Source organism: Nonlabens tegetincola, from assembly GCF_002954355.1.
Lineage (GTDB): Bacteria > Bacteroidota > Bacteroidia > Flavobacteriales > Flavobacteriaceae > Nonlabens > Nonlabens tegetincola.
On sequence record NZ_MQVV01000010.1, the window covers coordinates 83,315 to 103,649 of the forward strand.

The window sequence follows — 20,335 nt, forward strand, 5'->3', positions numbered from 1 at the left end:
GGCTATTGTTTTGAATGAATAGATTCCGTAAAATATTTTCAAATCGTTCAAAATCTTCCGTAGATCCATTAGCGGTTTCAGTTCAAAATATTACAGGTCTTAAAGTTCAAGACGTATCTCTTTATCATACAGCCTTTACACACAAATCCACAGGTGAAAAGACTGAAGATGGCATTGCCATAAGTTATGAACGTCTAGAGTTTTTGGGCGACGCAATATTGGGCGCTGTAATTGCCGAATATATTTATAATGAAGTACCTAGTGGTGATGAAGGATATCTCACAAAAATGAGATCTAAAATCGTAAGCCGCGAACACCTTAATGAATTAGGAGAAGACTTTGAACTTATCCACTTTATTAAAGCTCAGGTTCCCGTAGAAAACTTTGGAAGAAACATCCATGGAAACCTATTTGAAGCCTTAGTAGGTGCCGTTTATCTAGACCGCGGATACAAGTTTTGCAAACGATTTATTGAAAACAAGGTTATCGAACCCTACGTGGACATTCAAAAATTGGAAGGCAAAATTATCTCCTACAAAAGCTTATTAATAGAGTGGTGTCAAAAGCATAAAAAGCAATTTCGTTATCATACCTATGAAGATACTGGGGCAAGTGAACTTAGACACTACGCTGTTAAGTTGTACCTAGATAACAAGGTTATTGCCAAAGCTAGAGCCACAAGCAAGAAAAAAGCTGAGGAGAAAGCAAGTAAAAGAGCCTACTTTGCTTTACAAGATAAAATGAACAATAGAAAGCGATAACATAGCTTACCCTATAATCTTCTATTTCTATAAGTTCCTGTTGGTAAAGGAATATGTTTCACTGGCGATAAAGAATATAAAAACATCCCTATATCGTTTTCGTAAAGAATTAACGGTAATACAACATCTTACACTCTTAATTTATCAAGTAGTTAAATATATTTGTGTGGTTATGCATCTCGCTTATGGCAACTTTTAAATTAAGTGATTGGGAAGAAGAAGAGGATGTTTCTCTTATAGGAATTCACTCAAGCCTACCTGCCTATCGTGTTGCGTATTATATCAATAAGCACAGTGAACATTGTTTTGAAAGAAAACAAACAGATCATGAACTGTTTACTGATAGGATAATAGCAACGTTTCCTGTGTACAAGGATTATGACGAGAAACTGCAAACTCAACTTTATCTAGTTGCCAATAGGTTTAAGGGCGTTTTAAAAGGAGTATCTGGCACAGGGCTTTTTGAAACTATAGATGAAGAGGAAATTACTGTGACGTTGCTTAAGGAATATCATAAGGTTGATTTTATCCTTAAAATAGAACAGAATAACATGAGCTATCCTGTGCAAAAATTAATAAATGATCTGAATAAAGCCCAAGCTTTCACAAGCTGTTATTTATTAGATTATTTTAAATTGAAAAATAAAGACTATTTAATCTTTGAATAAATGCCGACATCTAAAAAAACTAAAATAGTAGCCACACTAGGACCAGCAACATCAAGCAAGGAAACACTCCTTAATATGATGAAAGCTGGTGTAAATGTATTTAGAATTAATTTCTCACACGCTGATCACGATGATGTAAGAGAGCGCGTTCAAATGATTCGTGACTTAAACAAAGAACACGGTTATACTACAGGAATTTTGGGAGACCTACAAGGCCCAAAATTAAGAGTAGGTGTTATGGCAGAAGAAGTAGTAGTACAACCTGGTGATGAAATCACGTTTGCAACTGGAGAGTCTTTTCAAGGAACTAAGGAACGTGTTTATATGAATTATGAACAGTTTCCAAGAGATGTTCAAAAAGGTGAACGCATACTTCTAGATGATGGTAAACTAATATTTGAAGTAAAATCTACTAATAAACAAGATGAAGTAGTTGCCAAGGTTATTCAAGGTGGTCCTTTACGTTCAAAAAAAGGAGTGAACTTACCACAAACGAATATTTCACTACCAGCTCTTACTGAAAAAGATATTGTAGACGCAAAATTTGCTTGTGAACTTCAGGTAGATTGGATGGCATTGTCATTTGTGCGTCACAGCAAAGATCTGATGGAACTGCAAGACTTGATTAAGGAAAATAGTGAAAATAAAATACCTATTGTTGCCAAGATTGAGAAACCTGAAGCAGTAGAAAATATTGATAAAATAGTAGCATATTGCGATGGTCTTATGGTAGCACGTGGTGACCTAGGAGTAGAAATTCCTGCACACGAAGTTCCGCTTATTCAAAAACAACTTGTATTAAAAGCTAAAAAAGCACGTATACCTGTAATTATAGCCACCCAAATGATGGAAACTATGATTACTAGTCTTACTCCTACTAGAGCAGAGGTAAATGATGTAGCAAATTCTGTTATGGATGGAGCTGATGCCGTAATGCTTTCTGGTGAAACATCGGTAGGTAAGTATCCTGTACAAGTTATTGAAAAGATGGCGAGTATTTGTAAATCAGTAGAAGACAGTGACTTAATAAAAGTTCCTTATGAACCACCACACATAAGAACAAAACGATATATCACTAAGTCGGTGTGTTATCACGCAGCCAAAATGGCAAATGAAATAGATGCCAAAGCCATAACTACCATGACCAATTCTGGTTACACTGCTTTTCAAATAAGCGCCTGGCGACCAGATGCACACATACTTACATTCACCTCTAATGAACGAATATTAACTCAACTCAGCTTGCTATGGGGCGTAAAAGCTTTTATGTATGAAAAGTTTGTAAGTACTGATGAGACTATTGAAGATGTAAACAAGTTCGCTAAAGAAAAAGGGTTTGTTACCAAGGGAGATTTCTTGATTAATCTAGCTGCAATGCCTGTAACTGATAAAGGAATGGTAAACACTTTAAGAGTTACCGAAGTGGAATAACTTAACTAAAATAAAGCCGCATCATTTAATGCGGCTTTATTTATATCAACTTATATTCTTTCTCAAATGCTATATGATGGGTGAGAACTCCATTTCCATTATATATAGGAAAAGCATCCAGCTCACAACCATATTCTACACCGTCTTTTTTATAATTAAGCAACCTAGCTTTAAAAGCTATACCGGATATCAAAGCCTCACGAGTACGCTCAACAGCATCTAGATCAGTATTAACACCTTGCAATATTTTTGGAGTTTGTCCCACCATTTCATAAGGGTCATAACCGGTCAAATCTTCAATATTCTTAGACGCAAATACGATTTTTAAATCTGAACCAGTAATGATAACCGAATAGTCAGTAGAATGGCTGTATCCATCAACAAAATAATTAAAATGCCAATCATATTTCCTGGCTATCTCGTCCATTTTATTCAATATTCTAGGTGTAAGATCCCACATTAATTTACCTACAACCTTCCAAGGAATCAGTGGTGTTGTTTTCAAATCATGATGTATGATTGTAAATTGTGTGTTTTTAAAAGTCATACTTAAATGTAGTGCAAGTTAGTTAAGTATGAAAATGAACCAGGTAAAATTAAGTTACAGTACTAAAACTTAAAATCTAATTGCACCTCTTCAATTTCATGTTCATCTTGTTCAGATTGATCATTATTAAGATTACTAAGGGTTATACCTAATAGTCTTACGCTTTCGCGAAAGCGATCTTGTTCTAACAGTTCAATTGCGGTTCTCAGTATAGTCTCCTTATCTCTAATGTAGTAGGGTAAGGTGATACTACGGGTTTGAGTTTTGAAATCACTGTACTTGATTTTGAGGGTTACCGTTTTACCAGCAACATCAGATTTTTCAATGCGTTTTTCTATTTCGCCTGCTATTTGCTGCAAGCGCTCTTTCATAAATAATTCACTAGAAATATTCTCGGCAAAAGTACGCTCTGCTCCTAGAGATTTACGTATCCTATGAGGTTGTACGGGACTATTATGAATACCTCGTACGATATTAAAATAATGCCTACCGCTTTTACCGAAATGCTCTGCAAGATATTCTAAAGACTTACTTTTTAAATCGGCGCCAGTAAAGATTCCATGTTGATACATTTTGTCTGCGGTTACCTTTCCTATACCATAAAACTTTCTGATTTCTAATTTTTCTAAAAAAGAAACCACTTGATCAGGAGTTATTGTTTTTTGACCATTAGGTTTATTTATATCACTGGCAACCTTAGCAATAAATTTATTTATAGAGATGCCAGCACTAGCGGTAAGACCAGTAGTTTCATAAATACGCCTACGAATTTCATAAGCTATTATAGTAGCACTGGGAAAATTAAATTTATTTGCCGTAACATCTAGATAAGCCTCGTCTAGTGATAAAGGTTCGACTAGATCAGTATAATCATGGAATATTTCTCTTATTTGATTACTCACTTCTTTATAGCGATCAAACCTATGTTTTACAAAAATTAAATGAGGACACAATCGTGCAGCTGTGACACTGGGCATAGCGCTACGCACACCATATTTTCTAGCCTCGTAACTTGCTGCAGCTACTACTCCACGCTTACTACTACCACCTACAGCTATAGGTTTACCTCGTAATGATGGGTTATCATGCTGTTCGACACTTGCATAAAAAGCATCCATATCAACATGAATAATTTTTCTAGATACTTGATGTGATTCGTTTGACATTTTCAACTACAAATATCGTAATAAGCAAATCAAAAATATGGAGCAATGAATAATTTAACCTATTTGCATTTATCTTAATTTATGTGTTCATTGTTAACTATAATATAGTTTTAATTCATATACAATCGTTTAATCTGCTTTATTTGTATTTTGTCTATGTTTTAAATTAAAACAATAGTGATTTTAGTTAAAATACACTTTTAACAGGTCGATACGCTATATAGATATATATATTTATGATAATCAATCTAATACAGTCTATGAAATCACTGCTAACCTTAATTTTTATATTCTATAATATAACTTTCATTTACAGTCAAGTTGGAGTAAACACCACCACGCCACAAGCCACCTTAGACATAAATGGAAATGTTATGATACGTAATGTAGATCCAGTTACAAATCCTACTGATAGAAATCTCGCTGCACAAGATAGTATACTTGTGAGATCTAATAACGAGGTGATGAGAGTTTCATCTAGCGATGTATTAAACGCCACCCTTAAAACCGCGGTAAAAGGAGGATTTACAAATGCGACCTCTGCAACACTTGTTCTTTCATCTACCTATACACAAATTCCTTTTGACAGTGAAGAGTTTGATCTTAATGATGAGTATGATCCTGCCACTCACACCTTCACAGCAAAACAAGATGGTATTTATACCATAAAAGTGAGAATAAATGCCTCAAATTCAATTAATGCATCTATTAACTATGGTGTTTGTATAAGGAAGAACGGTGTTGTTGTTGCTCGTGAGAATTTTGCCAATATTACTGTAGATGTTGTTTTTCCAGAACTTACAGTAGGAATAATAACTATTCCCGAAATAGATCTTCTTGAGCTTCCTGTAACTCCACCAGTAAGAAAAGTTGAGTCACTAGAACAATTAAATACAGGTGACACTATCACATTTGAACTTTTTTCAGACCTTGGAGCTACTGTAAACCTATCAGAAGGTATTGAAGATTGCCAATTTACTATTGTACAAATACGATAACACTTATCTTAGTACTATCCTCAAATCAATCTTTATGGGTTATAGTGCTATAATAATTGGAGCCACTGGTCTATGTGGTAGTGTTTTATTGGAAAAATTACTGCAAAATGAGCAGTATGATAGTGTGATTACGCTTTCGCGAAAGCGTATCAACCACCAAAACCCTAAACATAAAAATTATATTGTTGACCTATTTGATCCATCTACTTATGTGGACCACTTACATGGAGATCATTTATTTATTTGTACCGGTACTACCCAATCAAAGACACCAGATAAAGCCGAATACTACAAAATTGAGCATGATCTACCACTTTTAGTAGCTCAACAGGCTAAGGACAATGAAATATCCACTGTCATAGCCATAAGTGCACTAGGAGCAAATCCTGAAAGCAGATTTCTATATAACCGAGGCAAAGGAGAAATGGAGCGCGACATAAAGGATCTAAATTTCAAAGCCGCCTATTTTGTTCAACCAGCATTGATAAGTGGACCCAGAGATGAAAAACGCCCCTTTGAAAGCATGTGGAAAAAAGTACAGAAATTGATTGATCCACTTCTTATAGGACCTCTTAAAAAATACCGCAGTATTGCACCAAAAACAATCGCCACTGCTATGATTCATATAGCATTACATGGGTATGAAAAATCGCGGATTGAAAGCGATGAGCTCATTGAAATAGCAACCGTAAAATAACTGTTTCTTAATGGCTTACTATTAATTGTGGTTTATCTTTAGACCACATGATTAATAAACGACTTCTCGTAAAAAACCTATTAGCTCATAATGATGAGAATAGTTTTTATGACAAGAAGTTGCGAATTGATTTAGGCAGTAAAGAAGGAAAGGCTAAGTTTTTAAAACATATTTGTGCGCTTTCAAATTCTAATCCTAAAAACAACAGTTACATTGTTATAGGGATCGATGATGCGAGTAACTCCATTGTAGGCGTAGATTTTTTTGATGATTCTAAACTACAAAACCTTGTCAATGCTTATTTACAAAACGCTCCTATAATTCAATATGAGAATATTGCGTTTCCACACTTACCTATGGGAAAAGTGGTCGGATTAGTTACTATACGAGCACAAAATGGTCTTACCGTCCTACGCAAAAACATATGGAAATATTATGGCGGAGCAGCCTTTTTTAGAGATGGAAGCATTTCAATGCCCAAGGATTTCTATAGCGAAATCAATGACGTTAATTCTGAAATCGTTCGACAAATTGAAAAACAATCGAGCAACCATATTGAACACACACTTGATAGTGTAGTGACGTTTATGGAAAGGCGTCACAACGGTCTACATGCAGAATATAAAGTTTTTAAAGAACAGTTTGTCATATGTTGGTCTGGCAAAGTAAAACATAAAAAAGGTCAAACTTACTATTCACGAGTTGACATTGAAATGGTCAATGAGCAAGTACAACTTTTTTACAGTGCCCTGGATGAAGTTCAAATCACACATGATGATTCCAGTTTTAGTATACTTGAATTTGTGCATTTAGGCATTGGAGCACAACAGCGGTATCATCCACTTGAAAAGCAAACGTTTAGATTTCTGCCTAATGGAACCTATACTTTAGAGAATAAAATTCTCTTTAATCCTCCTTACTACGATAGAAGAACGCTACACCACATTTACAATGCAAACCTGGCTTTATTGCAAAAAATAGCAACTGATTCACCGCTTACCGATAGGGAACTAGAGGATCTTAGGCAGTTGCCGGAAACCATGCTTATTTGTAAGTTTAACAATGTAGGTGAACCGATTGAAAAAATGCGAGTTCATAAGCAACATCTCAAAAAATATGTAAAAACATATAAGGCATTTAAAGAAGCTTTACGCATTTTAAGAAAAGTACAATACAATTCATGAGAACTATAGCAATAGGAGATATACACGGTGGCTACAAAGCCTTACTACAATTGTTAGACCGCATAAATATTAAAGGTGATGATCATTTAATATTTTTAGGAGACTATGTAGATGGATGGTCACAAAGTGTCGAAGTCCTTGACTTTTTAATCAATTTTAAAAAAGAAAGAAAAGAAAACGGTCATTTAGAACCGGTTTATCTCATGGGTAATCATGATGAATTATTACTAAATTATTTTAAAACCAACCAGAAAAACAATTCTTGGTTACAACACGGCGGACAGATAACTGTAGATAAGTATAAAGCTAAAGAACCTGCAATTATCAATCAACATGTAGAGTTTTTGGAAAAACACTTGTTACCCTATTTTGAGAAAGGTAACAATGGATTTTTTCATGCAGGGTTTCATAATTTGAAAGGTCCCAAATTCGAATATTATTCAAATATCACATATTGGGATCGATCATTATGGGAACTCGCCTTATGCTTGAATCCTGAACTTAGCGTAGAAAACGAACGGTACCCTGATAGATTAAAATTGTACCATGAGATTTTTATTGGACATACTCCAACAACAAGACTAGACAGTTTTTCACCTATTAACGCAGCCAATGTATGGAATATAGACACAGGCGCAGCCTACAAAGGACCTTTAACAGCAATATGCATTGAAGATAAAACAGTCTGGCAAAGCGATCCCGTTCACACCTTTTATCCCAATGAAAAGGGTCGCAATTAAAAATAGGCTTTTAACTGCACACTGCCCGTGTGCACTGTAGGCGCACTTTCAGTTGCTCTACCGTTATAAGATAAGTTAAGGTCTAAAAAGCTGGTGATATTACGTTGAAACAGTAATTGCCAGGTCAAGTTATCACCGTCTTGTAGTCCTTCCAATATTTGAAAACCTGCTGGTGAAAAAGCTTGTCCCTCAAAATCATTTTTGATATATGTAAGAGTACCATTAATAGCATATGCTTGCTGCTTATTAAATGAAAAATTAACCCCAAAATTGTGCTGTTCTAAATTAGCCTGATTATTGACTTTATTCTCCTTTTTTTGATATTGATAAAATAAATCAAATTGATTGCTGGCACTAAATAAGTAACTCAATTTAGGTTTAAACAAGCTTTGATCTATTTTAAAATTTCGATTTTCAAAATTTTCACTCAAACTGGTTGTAGATCCAGATTGTAAGCTTATATCAATAAGCCAACTTTTCTTGATTCGATGGACCATTCCTAACTGGTGACTATTTACTTTACTTAAAAACAAACCTATACTTTGCAAGTTTTGCGATTCTGTAGAGATATAGGTGTAATTAGTAGTAAAATCCTGCTTTCCTCGATTAAAGAAAAGACTGTTTCTAAAGGATTTGTTCAATCCTAATTGCTCATCTTCATCATTAAAAGGATTTAGGCTAAAACTTGTACCTTCTCTTGCAATCATGCGATCTATTTGATAGCTAGTTTGATTAAAAAAATGAGACAATATCCTTTTGTATCCTGTTTTATCATTCCACGAACTAGGATTTAGGTTAAGAGTAAGAGCAAGTTTATTTTGATGAGTAGGAACAAATAGTTGATTAGGAAGTAAGACTCTTACATAATTTGCTTGATCTTGAAATTGGGCTACTTCAAATTCATTTAAATCTTGTATTCCATCATTGTTATAATCAATCCAAGTAAAGGTTCCTTGGCCAGGATTAACCTCGACGTAGGTAAAATCTTGACGTGCGATTGATGCACTGTTAGTCTCATAGGCAGAGGTGAAATTTACTTTCTTATCATAAAAGGATCGTTGGTATTGAACTCTTGAATTAAATGAAACTTCATCTTCAATATTATCGACAGTGGCTTTAAGTTTTCTATAATTTGCGTACAACAGTAGTTTCTGTTTCTCATCTTTAATGGGTTGTGCTCTTATGTAATAATTGTTTGATTTATTAACCTGTACCAGTTGATTGTCCCTTAAACTATCATTTACTCTATGCCTATAACCCAATTCAACAAAAACTTTAGTAGTATCGCCGCGACCTGCAAAGATCTCATATTGATTAAATCGCTGTGATAAATTTGTAAACCGATCGGTATTTACGTTTTTCTGCTCATTTCCCTCACCGTTGAAATTAGTTCCTATATAGTTTTTTCCAATCTTTCTTTTAACGGCGATATCGTATCTGTTAAATTTTGAAGAAAATTCAGTACCACTTGTTTTTAGTACGCTTCCGCGAAAGCGTGACTGCCACAAACTATCGTTATAAGCGCCACTTAAAACGTGTCTATTCCCATTATAGGTATCGCTAAATTCTAAATGCTGAAAAGAATAAGTAGTTGTGAGTGTTGAATCTATTTTAAAATCAGTAGACAGTGTAGTAAACAGTTGATTTCCTTGTGGAGTAACTAAATTCCAATCCCTAGCAAACTCGATGTTATAAATACGTTCAACGTTCCTAAAATTCTCATTTATATAATCAAGAGATAGTGATGAAGCTACATCATACTTTTTAGGTTTTTTAATCAATACCTGTTTGATAGCAAACCTACCTGCAACACCATCATTATCATCATCATCTAGATTAGAAAATTTATTAAGATCATTGCGGCTAGCGGCAAACTCGGTTGCTATCTGTGTTTTTTCAGACGGAGCATAGTCAGCCTTAACACCCGTAATGGTTAAATTTTGAGGAGCAAAAAGTCTTACTATAGGTGCATAATTACCTTGTGAAACACCATTCACAGGTGCTACGTATTCATAAATATTTGCGATGGCTTGGTCATTGATCAATACATAATCACCTTGATTGTCTCCAACTAAAGTGAATCGAACTGTAAACAAATCATCATTGGGATCCTGAGAAAACACAAAACGTTCAACACCATTAATAATGTCCCGTCTATAAAGAATCTTATTTTCTGAAAAATCATCAGGAATCGCACTAGGTGCTACTTGTAAATCTGGATTATCTCCTGCAGCTGCAAGAGCTTGCACTTGTTGTTCAGAGAGGTTTTGTTGTAAAGGTTGATTTTTTGCATCAGACTCGGTATAGGCATATGCCTCTATATTAAGTTTTTCTGACTGATATCCTGCCGTTCCATAACCCACAAAACGGGTAAAATTACGCTCGCTATATTGATACTCTATAGAAATTCTCATTTCACTTGTTATCGGAAAAGTTGGTGTAAACCTAACCTCACCAGCATTATAGTCAATTACATAATCATTGTTTTCACCACGTTGTAGTAATATTCCATTTACATATACTCGCTCACTACCAGAGACAATTAGAATAAACAGTTCTCCATTTTGCCCAGTTAATTTGTAGGGTCCTTGATTACCTTCTTGACCCACAAATCTAGAAGTATTGAATGTTCCTCTTACCAGAGCACCAGCTGCGTTTATATAACTGTTTGATGAGTCTCCATCAAACCGCACCGATCCAGAAATACCTTGAACTCTTTTGGTAAATTTATTAAAGGCAAATTGTTGTTGCTCTAGATCTACATCACCAGCTCTTATTTTCCATGAGTCACTATATAGCTCAATAAAAATCTGATCAAATTCGTCCAATCTTTGAGAATAACCATTCTGTGTTTGAGGAACATTTGCATCTTGAATGGATGCTCTTAAGGATACTTTATCATTAAGCTTACCCGTTATCCTAAGATCCAACTCGGCATCTACTACACTATTTTGATTATTTCCTATTCTTAAACCTCTGGAAATACTTCCGCTAGTTTGTAAACCATTGAAGGGCACTTGAATCTCTTGTTTTTTGGGCTGGATTAATTGTACTAACTGTTCTTGTGGACTTTCATCACTTAGGATGATAGAAGGGTCATATAATCGAACTCCCTTGAATAATTCCTTGGGAAAAGGTAGGTATTGTACTCGCAATGAGTCGTTAGAGGTTGCTATAATGGGGTTTAAATAAATACGGCCTGTTGCATAGTCAACTGTATATAAACTAGTATCAATCGCAACGCCCTTAATATTGGTTAATTTGAAATTGGATTTTTGAATAGGAAGACTATCTATTAATAAACTATCTGATAGTTTAAAAGTCTTCACCTTTACATTTTCAAAACTTTGAGAATAGCAATTTCCCAATGCCAAAAAGAAGAAAAGAAACAAGACCAACCTCATACTAACAGCAAACTACCACAATTTTAAAATATTTTATCAATAACCCGAGAAATAAAAAATCCCAAGCCGAAATGACTTGGGATTTATAAACTAAGTTTAAAAAGGACTACTTTTTCATTTCAAAATCATTCATAAAAGCAGTGGTATAATTACCAGCTACATAATCTGGATGATCCATTAATTGTCTGTGAAAAGGTATCGTAGTTTTAATTCCTTCTATATGGAACTCATCAAGAGCTCTTTTCATTTTATCAATAGCCTCTTGTCTAGTTCTAGCTGTTGTAATTAACTTAGCTATCATAGAATCATAGTTAGGCGGTATTGAATAACCAGCATATACGTGAGTATCTAAACGCACTCCGTGTCCTCCTGGAGCATGTAACACTGTTATTTTTCCTGGCGAAGGTCTAAAATCATAGTAAGGATCCTCAGCATTAATTCTACATTCTATCGAGTGTAAAGTAGGCTCATAATTCTTACCAGATATCTTAACACCTGCAGCGACTAATATTTGCTCTCTAATAAGGTCAAAATCAATTACCTGCTCAGTAATTGGGTGCTCAACCTGAATCCTAGTATTCATTTCCATAAAATAGAAATTACGGTGTTTATCTACTAGAAATTCTACAGTTCCGGCACCTTCGTATTTAATAAACTCTGCTGCTTTTACCGCTGCTTCACCCATATCCTTACGTAACTTTTTAGTCATGAAAGGAGAAGGAACTTCCTCAGTTAATTTTTGGTGACGACGTTGAATAGAACAATCACGTTCTGATAGGTGGCACGCTTTTCCATCTTGATCTCCAACGATTTGAATTTCGATATGACGAGGTTCCTCAATGAGTTTCTCCATGTACATATCGTCGTTACCAAATGCCGCTTTTGATTCCGTTCTAGCACTATTCCATGCGTCTTCAAGGTCCTCTTCCTTCCACACAGCACGCATACCTTTTCCACCACCACCAGCACTTGCTTTGAGCATTACTGGGTAACCAGTTTCTTTGGCTACTTTTAAACAAGTTTCAAAATCAGGAATTACACCTTCAGATCCAGGAACACAAGGAACACCAGCCTCTTTCATAGTAGCTTTGGCAGTTGCCTTATCACCCATTTTGCTTATCATTTCTGGGCTAGCACCGATGAATTTTATATCGTGCTCTTGACAAATACGTGAAAAATCAGCATTCTCAGATAAAAATCCATATCCTGGATGAATAGCATCTGCATTTGTAATTTCTGCAGCGCTTATAATATTTGACATCTTTAGATAAGACTCGCTACTAGGCGCAGGACCTATACACACAGCCTCATCAGCAAACTTCACGTGTAAACTTTCAGCATCGGCAGTAGAATATACAGCTACTGTCTTGATACCCATCTCCTTACAGGTTCTTATAACCCTTAGAGCAATTTCACCACGGTTTGCTATCAATACTTTTTTAAACATGATAATCAGTTTTTTAGTTACCGCGATAGTGTTGTTTTGGATTACGCTTTCGCGAAAGCGTAATTTTCCATGGACACTAACACAAACAATAAATCCCTCTTAAATTAAGAAGGATCTACTAAAAATAATGGTTGATCAAACTCTACTGGAGAAGAATCGTCTACTAATACTTTTACGATAGTACCAGAAACTTCACTTTCGATTTCGTTAAATAGTTTCATTGCTTCAATGATACATAAGGTATCACCTTCTTTTATAGAGTCTCCTACTTCAACAAACAGTGGTTTGTCTGGAGCTGGCTTTCTATAAAAAGTTCCAATAATTGGTGATTTTACTGTAATGTACTTACTGTCATCGCTAACAGCTGCTGGTGCAGGAGCATCACTTGAAGCCGGTGCTGCTGGCGCTGCTGGTGCAACAGGTGCAGGAGCTGCTGGTTGTGGAGCTGCCATTACCGGTGCTTGTTGAACATAAGTAACAGGTTCGTCTGATTGTGTTTTAATGGTGATTTTTACATCATCCATTTCTAATTTCACCTCACTTGCGCCAGACTTTGCGACAAATTTGATTAGGTTTTGTATTTCTTTTAATTCCATAATTTAAGGGTGGTTAATTAAAGGATTAACTATCATAGGCCCAAGTAAGTAGAACTGATCCCCATGTAAAGCCACCACCAAAGGCTGCAAACACGAGATGATCTCCTTTCTTTAATTGGGATTCATATTCATATAAACACAAAGGTAAGGTAGCACTGGTTGTATTACCATATTTGTGTATGTTCATCATTACTTTTTCTTGTGGTAATTCTACTCTCCTAGCTGTGGCGTCTATAATACGTTTATTTGCTTGATGAGGAACTAACCAATCTATATCATCGTTACTTAAACCGTTTCTTTGAACTACTTGTTCTGCAACATCGGCCATGCTGGAAACCGCGTACTTAAATACACTTTTCCCATCCTGAAAAACATAATGTTGCTTATTTTCTACAGTTTCATGAGAGGCTGGAAGAATTGATCCACCTGCTTCAATTTTTAAGAATTCACGACCTATACCGTCGGTTCTTAAAATTTCATCTTGAACACCATAGCCTTCTTCATTAGGTTCAAAAAGAACCGCGCCAGCTGCATCTCCAAAGATAATGCAAGTAGCGCGGTCTTCGTAATCTATGATTGAGGACATTTTATCTGCCCAATAAGTAATACTCGTTTATATCGACCTGATTCGATGTAACTGCTAGCTGTACTCATTCCAAAAAGAAAACTTGAACATGCCGCCATTAAATCATATGAGAAAGCATTTGTAGCTCCAATTTGTGTTGCTACATAGGCTCCTGTTGACGCAACCGGCATATCGGGTGTAGCAGAAGCTAGTAATACTAAATCTATTGTTTTAGGGTCGATACCTTTTTTTTCTATAAGGTCTTGTGCAGCTTTAATGGCCATATATGAGGTTCCTTTACCAGGTTCCTTTAGAATACGACGCTCTTTAATGCCTGTACGCGTGGTGATCCACTCATCATTAGTATCTACCATTGTTTCAAGAATGGCATTTGTAAGGCGATATTCTGGCAAATAGGCACCTACACCTGTTATTGCTGCTGTTATTTTACCCATAAGTATCGTTCTAATTAGACGATTAGAGCTGCGAAAGCTACTAAAAAACAGTCTAAAACCACAAAAAATGACACATTTTTAATTGAAAATGTGTCATTTTAATAATTTTAAAAATAAGTTATTATTTCGAATAACCTGTGTTAAACGATAGAGACTAAGCCTCTACTTCTTCTGTTTTGTCAATTAAAACATTACCACGGTAGTATAATTTACCTTCGTGCCAGTGAGCTCTGTGGTATAAGTGAGATTCTCCTGTTGTTGAATCTACTGCGATTTGAGGAACACTCGCTTTATAATGAGTTCTCCTTTTATCTCTTCTTGTTTTACTGATTTTTCTCTTTGGATGCGCCATGGCTATTAATTATTATCCGTTTTTAATTTTTTTAATGCGTCCCATCTGGGATCTACTTGTTCTGTCTCTTTCTCTTCTGGAGCTGCTACACTTAACTCATCAAGTTTATCTAACACTTCTGAGTCTAGTGTGCCGTCTTCAACACCTGGATGTACTCTTTTTTGAGGAATTGATAAAACAATCATCTCATATACGTACTGGCTTATATTGAATTGGTATTCACCATGAGGTAAAATTAACAACTCTATATTTTCATCGTTAAACTCCTCACCGAATTTGATTACCAAATCCATATCTACCTCAACAGGTAAATCAAAGGGTTCATTAGTCACATCACAATTAACGTTAACCACTCCATGAGCTGTTAATTTAAGATCCATAATTGTGGTTCTTTTATCTAGTACCGCAGTTACAGCAAGGGATGAGCTATTAAACTCTTCAAATCCGAAATTTTCAAAAAACGTATTATCGACCTCGTACTCAAATTGATGCTGCCCTACTTTAAGACCAGCAAACGCAATATTAAAAGCTTTGAGTTCCATAATATAGCTCTTATAAAGAGCGTGCAAAGATAATAAAAGTTATTAAAAATCAACTGTTAATATCATCTTCGTTTTTTAGATTGTATTTTTAATACGTTTGAAGTCAGTTCATCATATTCCTTTCTAGCATTAAAAATATCTGCAGCCATATGTACAGCAGCAGTAAAACTACTAGCACTTGCTTCATTTTTTCCTGCTATGTCAAAACCAGTTCCATGATCTGGACTGGTGCGCACATGGCTTAATCCTGCTGTGTAATTAACACCTTCACCAAAGCTTAATGTTTTAAATGGAACTAAACCTTGGTCATGATAGCTTGCCAAAATAGCGTCAAATTGTTCGTGACGTTTCTGACCAAAAAAAGAGTCGGCTGCGTAAGGGCCAAATATCAAAGTACCATCATTGCGTAACTCCTCTAAAACTGGTATTAGCTGTTTTTGATCATCATCTCCTATAACGCCATTATCTCCTACATGTGGATTAATTCCTAGAACTGCAATTTTTGGTTTGGAAATTTTGAAGTCTCGTTTTAATGACTCTTTTATTGTTCCTATTTTGGTTTTAATACTTTTAGCCGTAATGTTTGACGGAACATCTTTTACTGGAACATGGTCGGTAAGCAAACCTACCTTTAATTTATCCGAAACCATAAACATTAAGCTTTCTCCTGATAGTTCCTGATTCAAATAGTCCGTATGTCCCGGGAATTTAAACTCTTCACTTTGAATGGACTCTTTATTAATAGGCGCCGTTACAAGTATGTCAATATTCCCTGACTTAAGCGCCTTGGTTGCTTCTTGAAGACTTTTAACCGCGATTTCTCCTGCTTTTTTATCTACTTTACCCCAATCAACATGAAAAGGCTCCTTAAAAAGACGCATAACATTAATTTTACCCGGCACGACATCTTCCAAAGACTTTATCCCTTGAAACTTTGTGTTGATTTTAAAAACTTTTGCGTAGTAGGAAAACAATTTTGTACTCCCAAAAATTATAGGCGTGTACATTTCTAGCATTCTATTATCTTCAAAAGCTTTGAGAATAATTTCACCACCTATTCCGTTAGGATCTCCTATTGATATACCTACTTTGATATTGTCAGTTTTTACCATGTATTGCGCTATTTAAGCCGTATTTTTGAAAAAGTAAAATTAAGGTTTTTTCACAAGTTATGTTTACAGGAATTATTGAACAAACTGCACGTGTAGTTGAAATAAAAAAAGAAGGGTCTAATATTCATTTTACATTACATTCGGATATTACAAATGAATTTAAAATTGATCAAAGCATAGCACATAATGGAGTGTGTCTCACTATTGTTGATCTGAATGAAGACTTATATACAGTTACTGCAATCGACGAAACACTTAAAAAAACCAATTTAGGCGAACTTAAAGTTGGCAACACCGTAAATATTGAACGTGCCATGCTTATGAATGCCCGTTTAGACGGACATATTGTTCAAGGACACGTGGACCAGACTGGAACCTGTATAAATGTAGAGGAACAAGATGGGTCATGGATATTCACTTTCAGATACGACTCTGCTTTGAATAATGTGACTATTGAAAAGGGAAGTATTTGTATTAACGGCGTAAGTCTCACTGTAGTAAACTCAAAAATCAATGAGTTTTCCGTCGCTATAATACCTTATACATATGAATACACTGGTTTTAAGGAGATGAAATCAGGTGATATCGTAAATCTAGAGTTTGACGTTATAGGAAAATATGTAAAACGTTTAATGGAATTACAAAATAATTAAAAGCTTTTTAAGCTTTTGTAATTCTTGTTCTTTGTAAAACGGAGTAAATTCCTATAGCAAGTGCAACAGCAATAAGTATTACAATACCACTATCAACTGGAACTACATCACCAACAGGTGGCGGTGGCCCCATAGGAGGCGGCGGTGGCGGTGGCGTAGGTCCACCAGTACCTGTACCAAGTATTAATAATAACAAGAATTGCATAGGGGCATTTTCTTTAAGTTGCGAATATATTTATTTATCAATCTTCTCCAAAAAAAGAGCTGTAAACTTAATGTCAATTTAAACAAATTTACCGTTTATCGATTTTTTAATGTTTATTATCTATAATATTCGCTATGATTAAGTTTTAAATTTACACTACAATCTATATCAAAAAAAATGCCTCACTATATTAATGAGGCACTTTTATTAGTAATATAAAAACAGCTTCTTACATTTTTGAAGCAAGTATTAAAGCATTATAAAGGTTTGCCATTCTACCCGATTTAGTAATCTCTTTAAACGGCTTTGTTGTCTCTCTACTTCTGCTTAAAGTCATGTTTGCATTTGTAGTCAATCCACTTTCCATAATAACTTGCTTCACTTGACCTGCACTCAATTTAGGAAAATAACTTCTCACTACGGCAGCAACTCCTGCTACTGCAGGAGAAGCCATAGACGTACCTTGCGCAAATCTATACTCACTATTTGGAGCAGTTGAATAGATTTTCACTCCAGGACCAAAAACATCTACACTAGATTTACCGTAATTAGAAAAACCAGCAATCATATTAGCTCCATATTCCGGACCCATAGCTCCTACAGTTAAAAAGTTATCAGATATTTCTTCTCCTACTCCTTGTTGGTCTTGAGGATATACTTGAGTAAAATCTGTGTCAATACCTTCATTTCCAGCAGCATTTACAATAAGAACATCCTTACTAGCAGCATATTTAATTGCTTCCCATACCCATTCTGGATTAGGAGAATGATATTTACCAAAACTTGTATTAATCACTTTAGCACCATTATCCGCAGCATATCGTATCGCCTTAGCAATATCTTTATCGTATTCGTCAGCGGTAGATACAGCTCTTAGAACCATTATCTCTACATTTTCAGCCACTCCATTAACACCTAATCCATTATTACGCTCTGCAGCAATTATCCCAGCAACGTGTGTTCCATGAAAAGCATCTTCTTTCTTTGGATCTGGACCACTATACTCATTATTTCCATAGACAGGAGTGTCCCATACATAAGGGTCATCACCTAGGATATCTTTTCTATAATTTGTCTTTAACTTAGATCCGTTTAACAAATCTGTTTGATCGTTAATAAGCTCGGTAATAGTGTCTATTGCATCTTTGTTAGACTCTAAACCTTGAGAGAACAAGAACATCATCAATTGCTTGCCTTGTTGTACAGCTTGATCTTCAGATTCAACGGTTTTTAAATCCTCTGATTTGTATACGTCTTTTCCAGTCGCTTTTTTCAACAACGGATCAACTTGATTTATTTGCTGAAGGATTCGTTCATAACGACCCTTTGCAACTTGAGCCTGTTCTAGTTTCTCGTCGTACTCTTTTTGAGCTTTAGCCACTAGATCTGCAGGTAGCTTATCCTTATCACGAACAATACGTTCATATTCTAAATTTTCATCAACAATATCTCCTAAAAAGTTCCATCCATGAACATCGTCGATATAACCATTGTTATCGTCATCAATTCCATTATTTGGGATTTCATCATCATTTACCCAAATAACATCATCTAGATCCTCGTGTTCAACATCAATACCACTATCAATAACTGCGACTACAACAGTTTCACCTTTTTTTCCTTTTAGGATTTCATTATAAGCTCTATTAACACTCATTCCAGGAATAGTATCCTGTTGAAGATCGTAGTCCTTCCAATTTTTCTCTTGCTCTTCAGTAAGGGCAGTTGTCTTAATAGGAGTAGTATCAATATTTTCAATAGGTGGTGATACTATATCAAATCCACTACCACAGCTAGCTAGCATACCAGCAACGGCTGTTACCACAAGGGTATTTTTAAATGTAAACTTCATATTCTAATTATTAAAAAAGTCATTAAATGTATAAACTTGGTCCAATCGCACACCTTTATCGGTGTGTTTAACCGTAATAATCTCATTAAAAGGATCGTGTTCTAAAATGAGGTAGTACTTCTCAGTGGCTGCCTTTTGTAAAAACCTCTCTTTTTCATCAAGAGTCAGTAAAGGCCTTGTGTCGTATCCCATAACATATGGCAGGGGCAAATGTCCTGCGGTAGGCAATAAGTCGGCCATGAAAACAAATGTTTTACTATCATACTCAATATGCGGTATCATCATTTTTTCTGTATGACCATCAACAAACAATATGTCAAAATCCATTTCATTTGCTTTCTCAAAAGTTTGATTTTGTTTTACAAACTCTAATTGACCGCTTTCTTGAATCGGGATAATATTTTCTTTTAAAAATGAGGCCTTTTCTCTAGCGTTAGGTTCAATTGCCCATTGCCAGTGTGATTCGTTGGTATAAACACGGGCATTTTTAAAAGCAGGTTCATATCCATCGTGATTACCAGCTTTTTTTATAACGCCACCACAATGATCAAAATGTAGGTGTGTCAAAAAAACATCGGTAATATCATCTCTATTAAAACCTAGATTTTTAAGACTGGAATCTAAGTCAAATCTATGGTCCATGTAATAGTATCCAAAGAATTTTTCCGATTGCTTAGTACCCATTCCGGTATCAATTAAAGTCAACCGATCACCATTTTCAATTAACAAACATCTCGCCGCCATGTCGATCATGTTGTTTGAATCGGCTGGATTTGTGCGTTGCCATAAAGATTTAGGCACTACACCAAACATAGCACCGCCATCTAATTTAAAATTCCCAGATTCTACCTTATGTATTTTCATTGCTGCAAAATACAAAATAGGCATTGGTAATCAGTGGTCATTTATCAGTTTTTTAATAGCTAATTATGCATCATGAATCTATGTTAAAATCAATAG

At 35.3% G+C, this 20,335-nt stretch carries 19 protein-coding genes and 1 pseudogene; 8 read left to right on the forward strand and 12 right to left on the reverse strand.

Going from position 1 to position 20,335, the window contains the following annotated elements:
- Positions 1 to 14 precede the first annotated feature (14 nt).
- The 3 genes from rnc to pyk all read left to right on the forward strand — a co-directional run bounded on the left by rnc (position 15) and on the right by pyk (position 2,860).
- Positions 15 to 761, forward strand: a complete 747-nt coding sequence (gene rnc, locus BST93_RS00875) for a ribonuclease III (protein WP_042276433.1) — start codon at positions 15 to 17, stop codon at positions 759 to 761.
- Positions 762 to 946: 185 nt separating this feature from the next.
- Entirely contained in the window at positions 947 to 1,429 is a 483-nt protein-coding gene (locus tag BST93_RS00880; protein WP_105017741.1) for an IPExxxVDY family protein, read from the forward strand.
- Positions 1,430 to 2,860: a pyruvate kinase gene (gene pyk, locus BST93_RS00885; RefSeq protein WP_105017742.1), complete on the forward strand. Its 1,431-nt coding sequence runs from the start codon at positions 1,430 to 1,432 to the stop codon at positions 2,858 to 2,860. It begins immediately after the preceding gene.
- Between the two features lie 40 nt (positions 2,861 to 2,900).
- Here pyk and BST93_RS00890 read toward each other — a convergent pair whose 3' ends face one another.
- Positions 2,901 to 3,407 carry a PAS domain-containing protein gene (locus BST93_RS00890; RefSeq protein ID WP_052510254.1) on the reverse strand — a complete coding sequence of 169 codons (507 nt, stop codon included), beginning with the start codon at positions 3,405 to 3,407 and terminating at the stop codon, positions 2,901 to 2,903.
- Positions 3,408 to 3,469: 62 nt separating this feature from the next.
- Positions 3,470 to 4,573 carry a DNA polymerase IV gene (gene dinB / locus BST93_RS00895; RefSeq protein WP_105017743.1) on the reverse strand — a complete coding sequence of 368 codons (1,104 nt, stop codon included), beginning with the start codon at positions 4,571 to 4,573 and terminating at the stop codon, positions 3,470 to 3,472.
- Positions 4,574 to 4,833: 260 nt separating this feature from the next.
- Here dinB and BST93_RS00900 point away from each other — a divergent pair, with 260 nt between their 5' ends.
- Genes BST93_RS00900 through BST93_RS00915 form a run of 4 tightly spaced genes read left to right on the forward strand, consistent with a single transcriptional unit; the run spans position 4,834 to position 8,192 of the window.
- The gene (locus BST93_RS00900) at positions 4,834 to 5,571 is read left to right on the forward strand and encodes a hypothetical protein (RefSeq protein WP_105017744.1); all 738 of its coding nucleotides are present in this window, start codon (positions 4,834 to 4,836) and stop codon (positions 5,569 to 5,571) included.
- A 34-nt stretch (positions 5,572 to 5,605) separates the two neighbouring features.
- Positions 5,606 to 6,268, forward strand: coding sequence for an NAD-dependent epimerase/dehydratase family protein (locus tag BST93_RS00905; protein WP_105018122.1), 663 nt, complete (start codon positions 5,606 to 5,608; stop codon positions 6,266 to 6,268).
- A 47-nt stretch (positions 6,269 to 6,315) separates the two neighbouring features.
- Entirely contained in the window at positions 6,316 to 7,452 is a 1,137-nt protein-coding gene (locus BST93_RS00910) for an ATP-binding protein (RefSeq protein WP_105017745.1), read from the forward strand.
- Complete coding sequence (locus BST93_RS00915) at positions 7,449 to 8,192, forward strand: metallophosphoesterase (RefSeq protein WP_105017746.1); 744 nt, start codon at positions 7,449 to 7,451, stop codon at positions 8,190 to 8,192. Before BST93_RS00910 ends, BST93_RS00915 begins: the two co-directional genes overlap by 4 nt.
- Here the strand turns inward: BST93_RS00915 and BST93_RS00920 are convergent.
- The 7 genes and pseudogenes from BST93_RS00920 to pdxA all read right to left on the reverse strand — a co-directional run bounded on the left by BST93_RS00920 (position 8,189) and on the right by pdxA (position 16,665).
- Positions 8,189 to 11,521, reverse strand: coding sequence for a DUF8818 domain-containing protein (locus BST93_RS00920; RefSeq protein WP_105018123.1), 3,333 nt, complete (start codon positions 11,519 to 11,521; stop codon positions 8,189 to 8,191). The genes BST93_RS00915 and BST93_RS00920 overlap by 4 nt on opposite strands.
- A gap of 181 nt (positions 11,522 to 11,702) precedes the next feature.
- Positions 11,703 to 13,043, reverse strand: a complete 1,341-nt coding sequence (gene accC, locus BST93_RS00925; protein ID WP_105017747.1) for an acetyl-CoA carboxylase biotin carboxylase subunit — start codon at positions 13,041 to 13,043, stop codon at positions 11,703 to 11,705.
- Positions 13,044 to 13,147: 104 nt separating this feature from the next.
- Entirely contained in the window at positions 13,148 to 13,639 is a 492-nt protein-coding gene (gene accB / locus BST93_RS00930; RefSeq protein WP_105017748.1) for an acetyl-CoA carboxylase biotin carboxyl carrier protein, read from the reverse strand.
- 25 nt (positions 13,640 to 13,664) lie between these two features.
- Positions 13,665 to 14,659, reverse strand: a pseudogene (locus BST93_RS00935) (beta-ketoacyl-ACP synthase III).
- A 154-nt stretch (positions 14,660 to 14,813) separates the two neighbouring features.
- Entirely contained in the window at positions 14,814 to 15,011 is a 198-nt protein-coding gene (gene rpmF / locus BST93_RS00940) for a 50S ribosomal protein L32 (protein WP_042276454.1), read from the reverse strand.
- A gap of 5 nt (positions 15,012 to 15,016) precedes the next feature.
- Entirely contained in the window at positions 15,017 to 15,553 is a 537-nt protein-coding gene (locus tag BST93_RS00945; protein WP_042276456.1) for a YceD family protein, read from the reverse strand.
- Positions 15,554 to 15,615: 62 nt separating this feature from the next.
- The gene (pdxA, locus tag BST93_RS00950; protein WP_105017749.1) at positions 15,616 to 16,665 is read right to left on the reverse strand and encodes a 4-hydroxythreonine-4-phosphate dehydrogenase PdxA; all 1,050 of its coding nucleotides are present in this window, start codon (positions 16,663 to 16,665) and stop codon (positions 15,616 to 15,618) included.
- A 59-nt stretch (positions 16,666 to 16,724) separates the two neighbouring features.
- On the opposite strand from pdxA, the gene BST93_RS00955 reads away from it, so the two are divergent.
- Positions 16,725 to 17,318, forward strand: a complete 594-nt coding sequence (locus BST93_RS00955) for a riboflavin synthase (RefSeq protein WP_105017750.1) — start codon at positions 16,725 to 16,727, stop codon at positions 17,316 to 17,318.
- A 7-nt stretch (positions 17,319 to 17,325) separates the two neighbouring features.
- Here BST93_RS00955 and BST93_RS00960 read toward each other — a convergent pair whose 3' ends face one another.
- The 3 genes from BST93_RS00960 to BST93_RS00970 form a co-directional block, all read right to left on the reverse strand.
- Entirely contained in the window at positions 17,326 to 17,523 is a 198-nt protein-coding gene (locus tag BST93_RS00960; RefSeq protein WP_105017751.1) for a PID-CTERM protein-sorting domain-containing protein, read from the reverse strand.
- Between the two features lie 229 nt (positions 17,524 to 17,752).
- Positions 17,753 to 19,375 carry a S8 family peptidase gene (locus BST93_RS00965; RefSeq protein WP_105017752.1) on the reverse strand — a complete coding sequence of 541 codons (1,623 nt, stop codon included), beginning with the start codon at positions 19,373 to 19,375 and terminating at the stop codon, positions 17,753 to 17,755.
- A 3-nt stretch (positions 19,376 to 19,378) separates the two neighbouring features.
- Positions 19,379 to 20,239: an MBL fold metallo-hydrolase gene (locus tag BST93_RS00970; RefSeq protein ID WP_105017753.1), complete on the reverse strand. Its 861-nt coding sequence runs from the start codon at positions 20,237 to 20,239 to the stop codon at positions 19,379 to 19,381.
- Between the last annotated feature and the right edge of the window lie 96 nt (positions 20,240 to 20,335).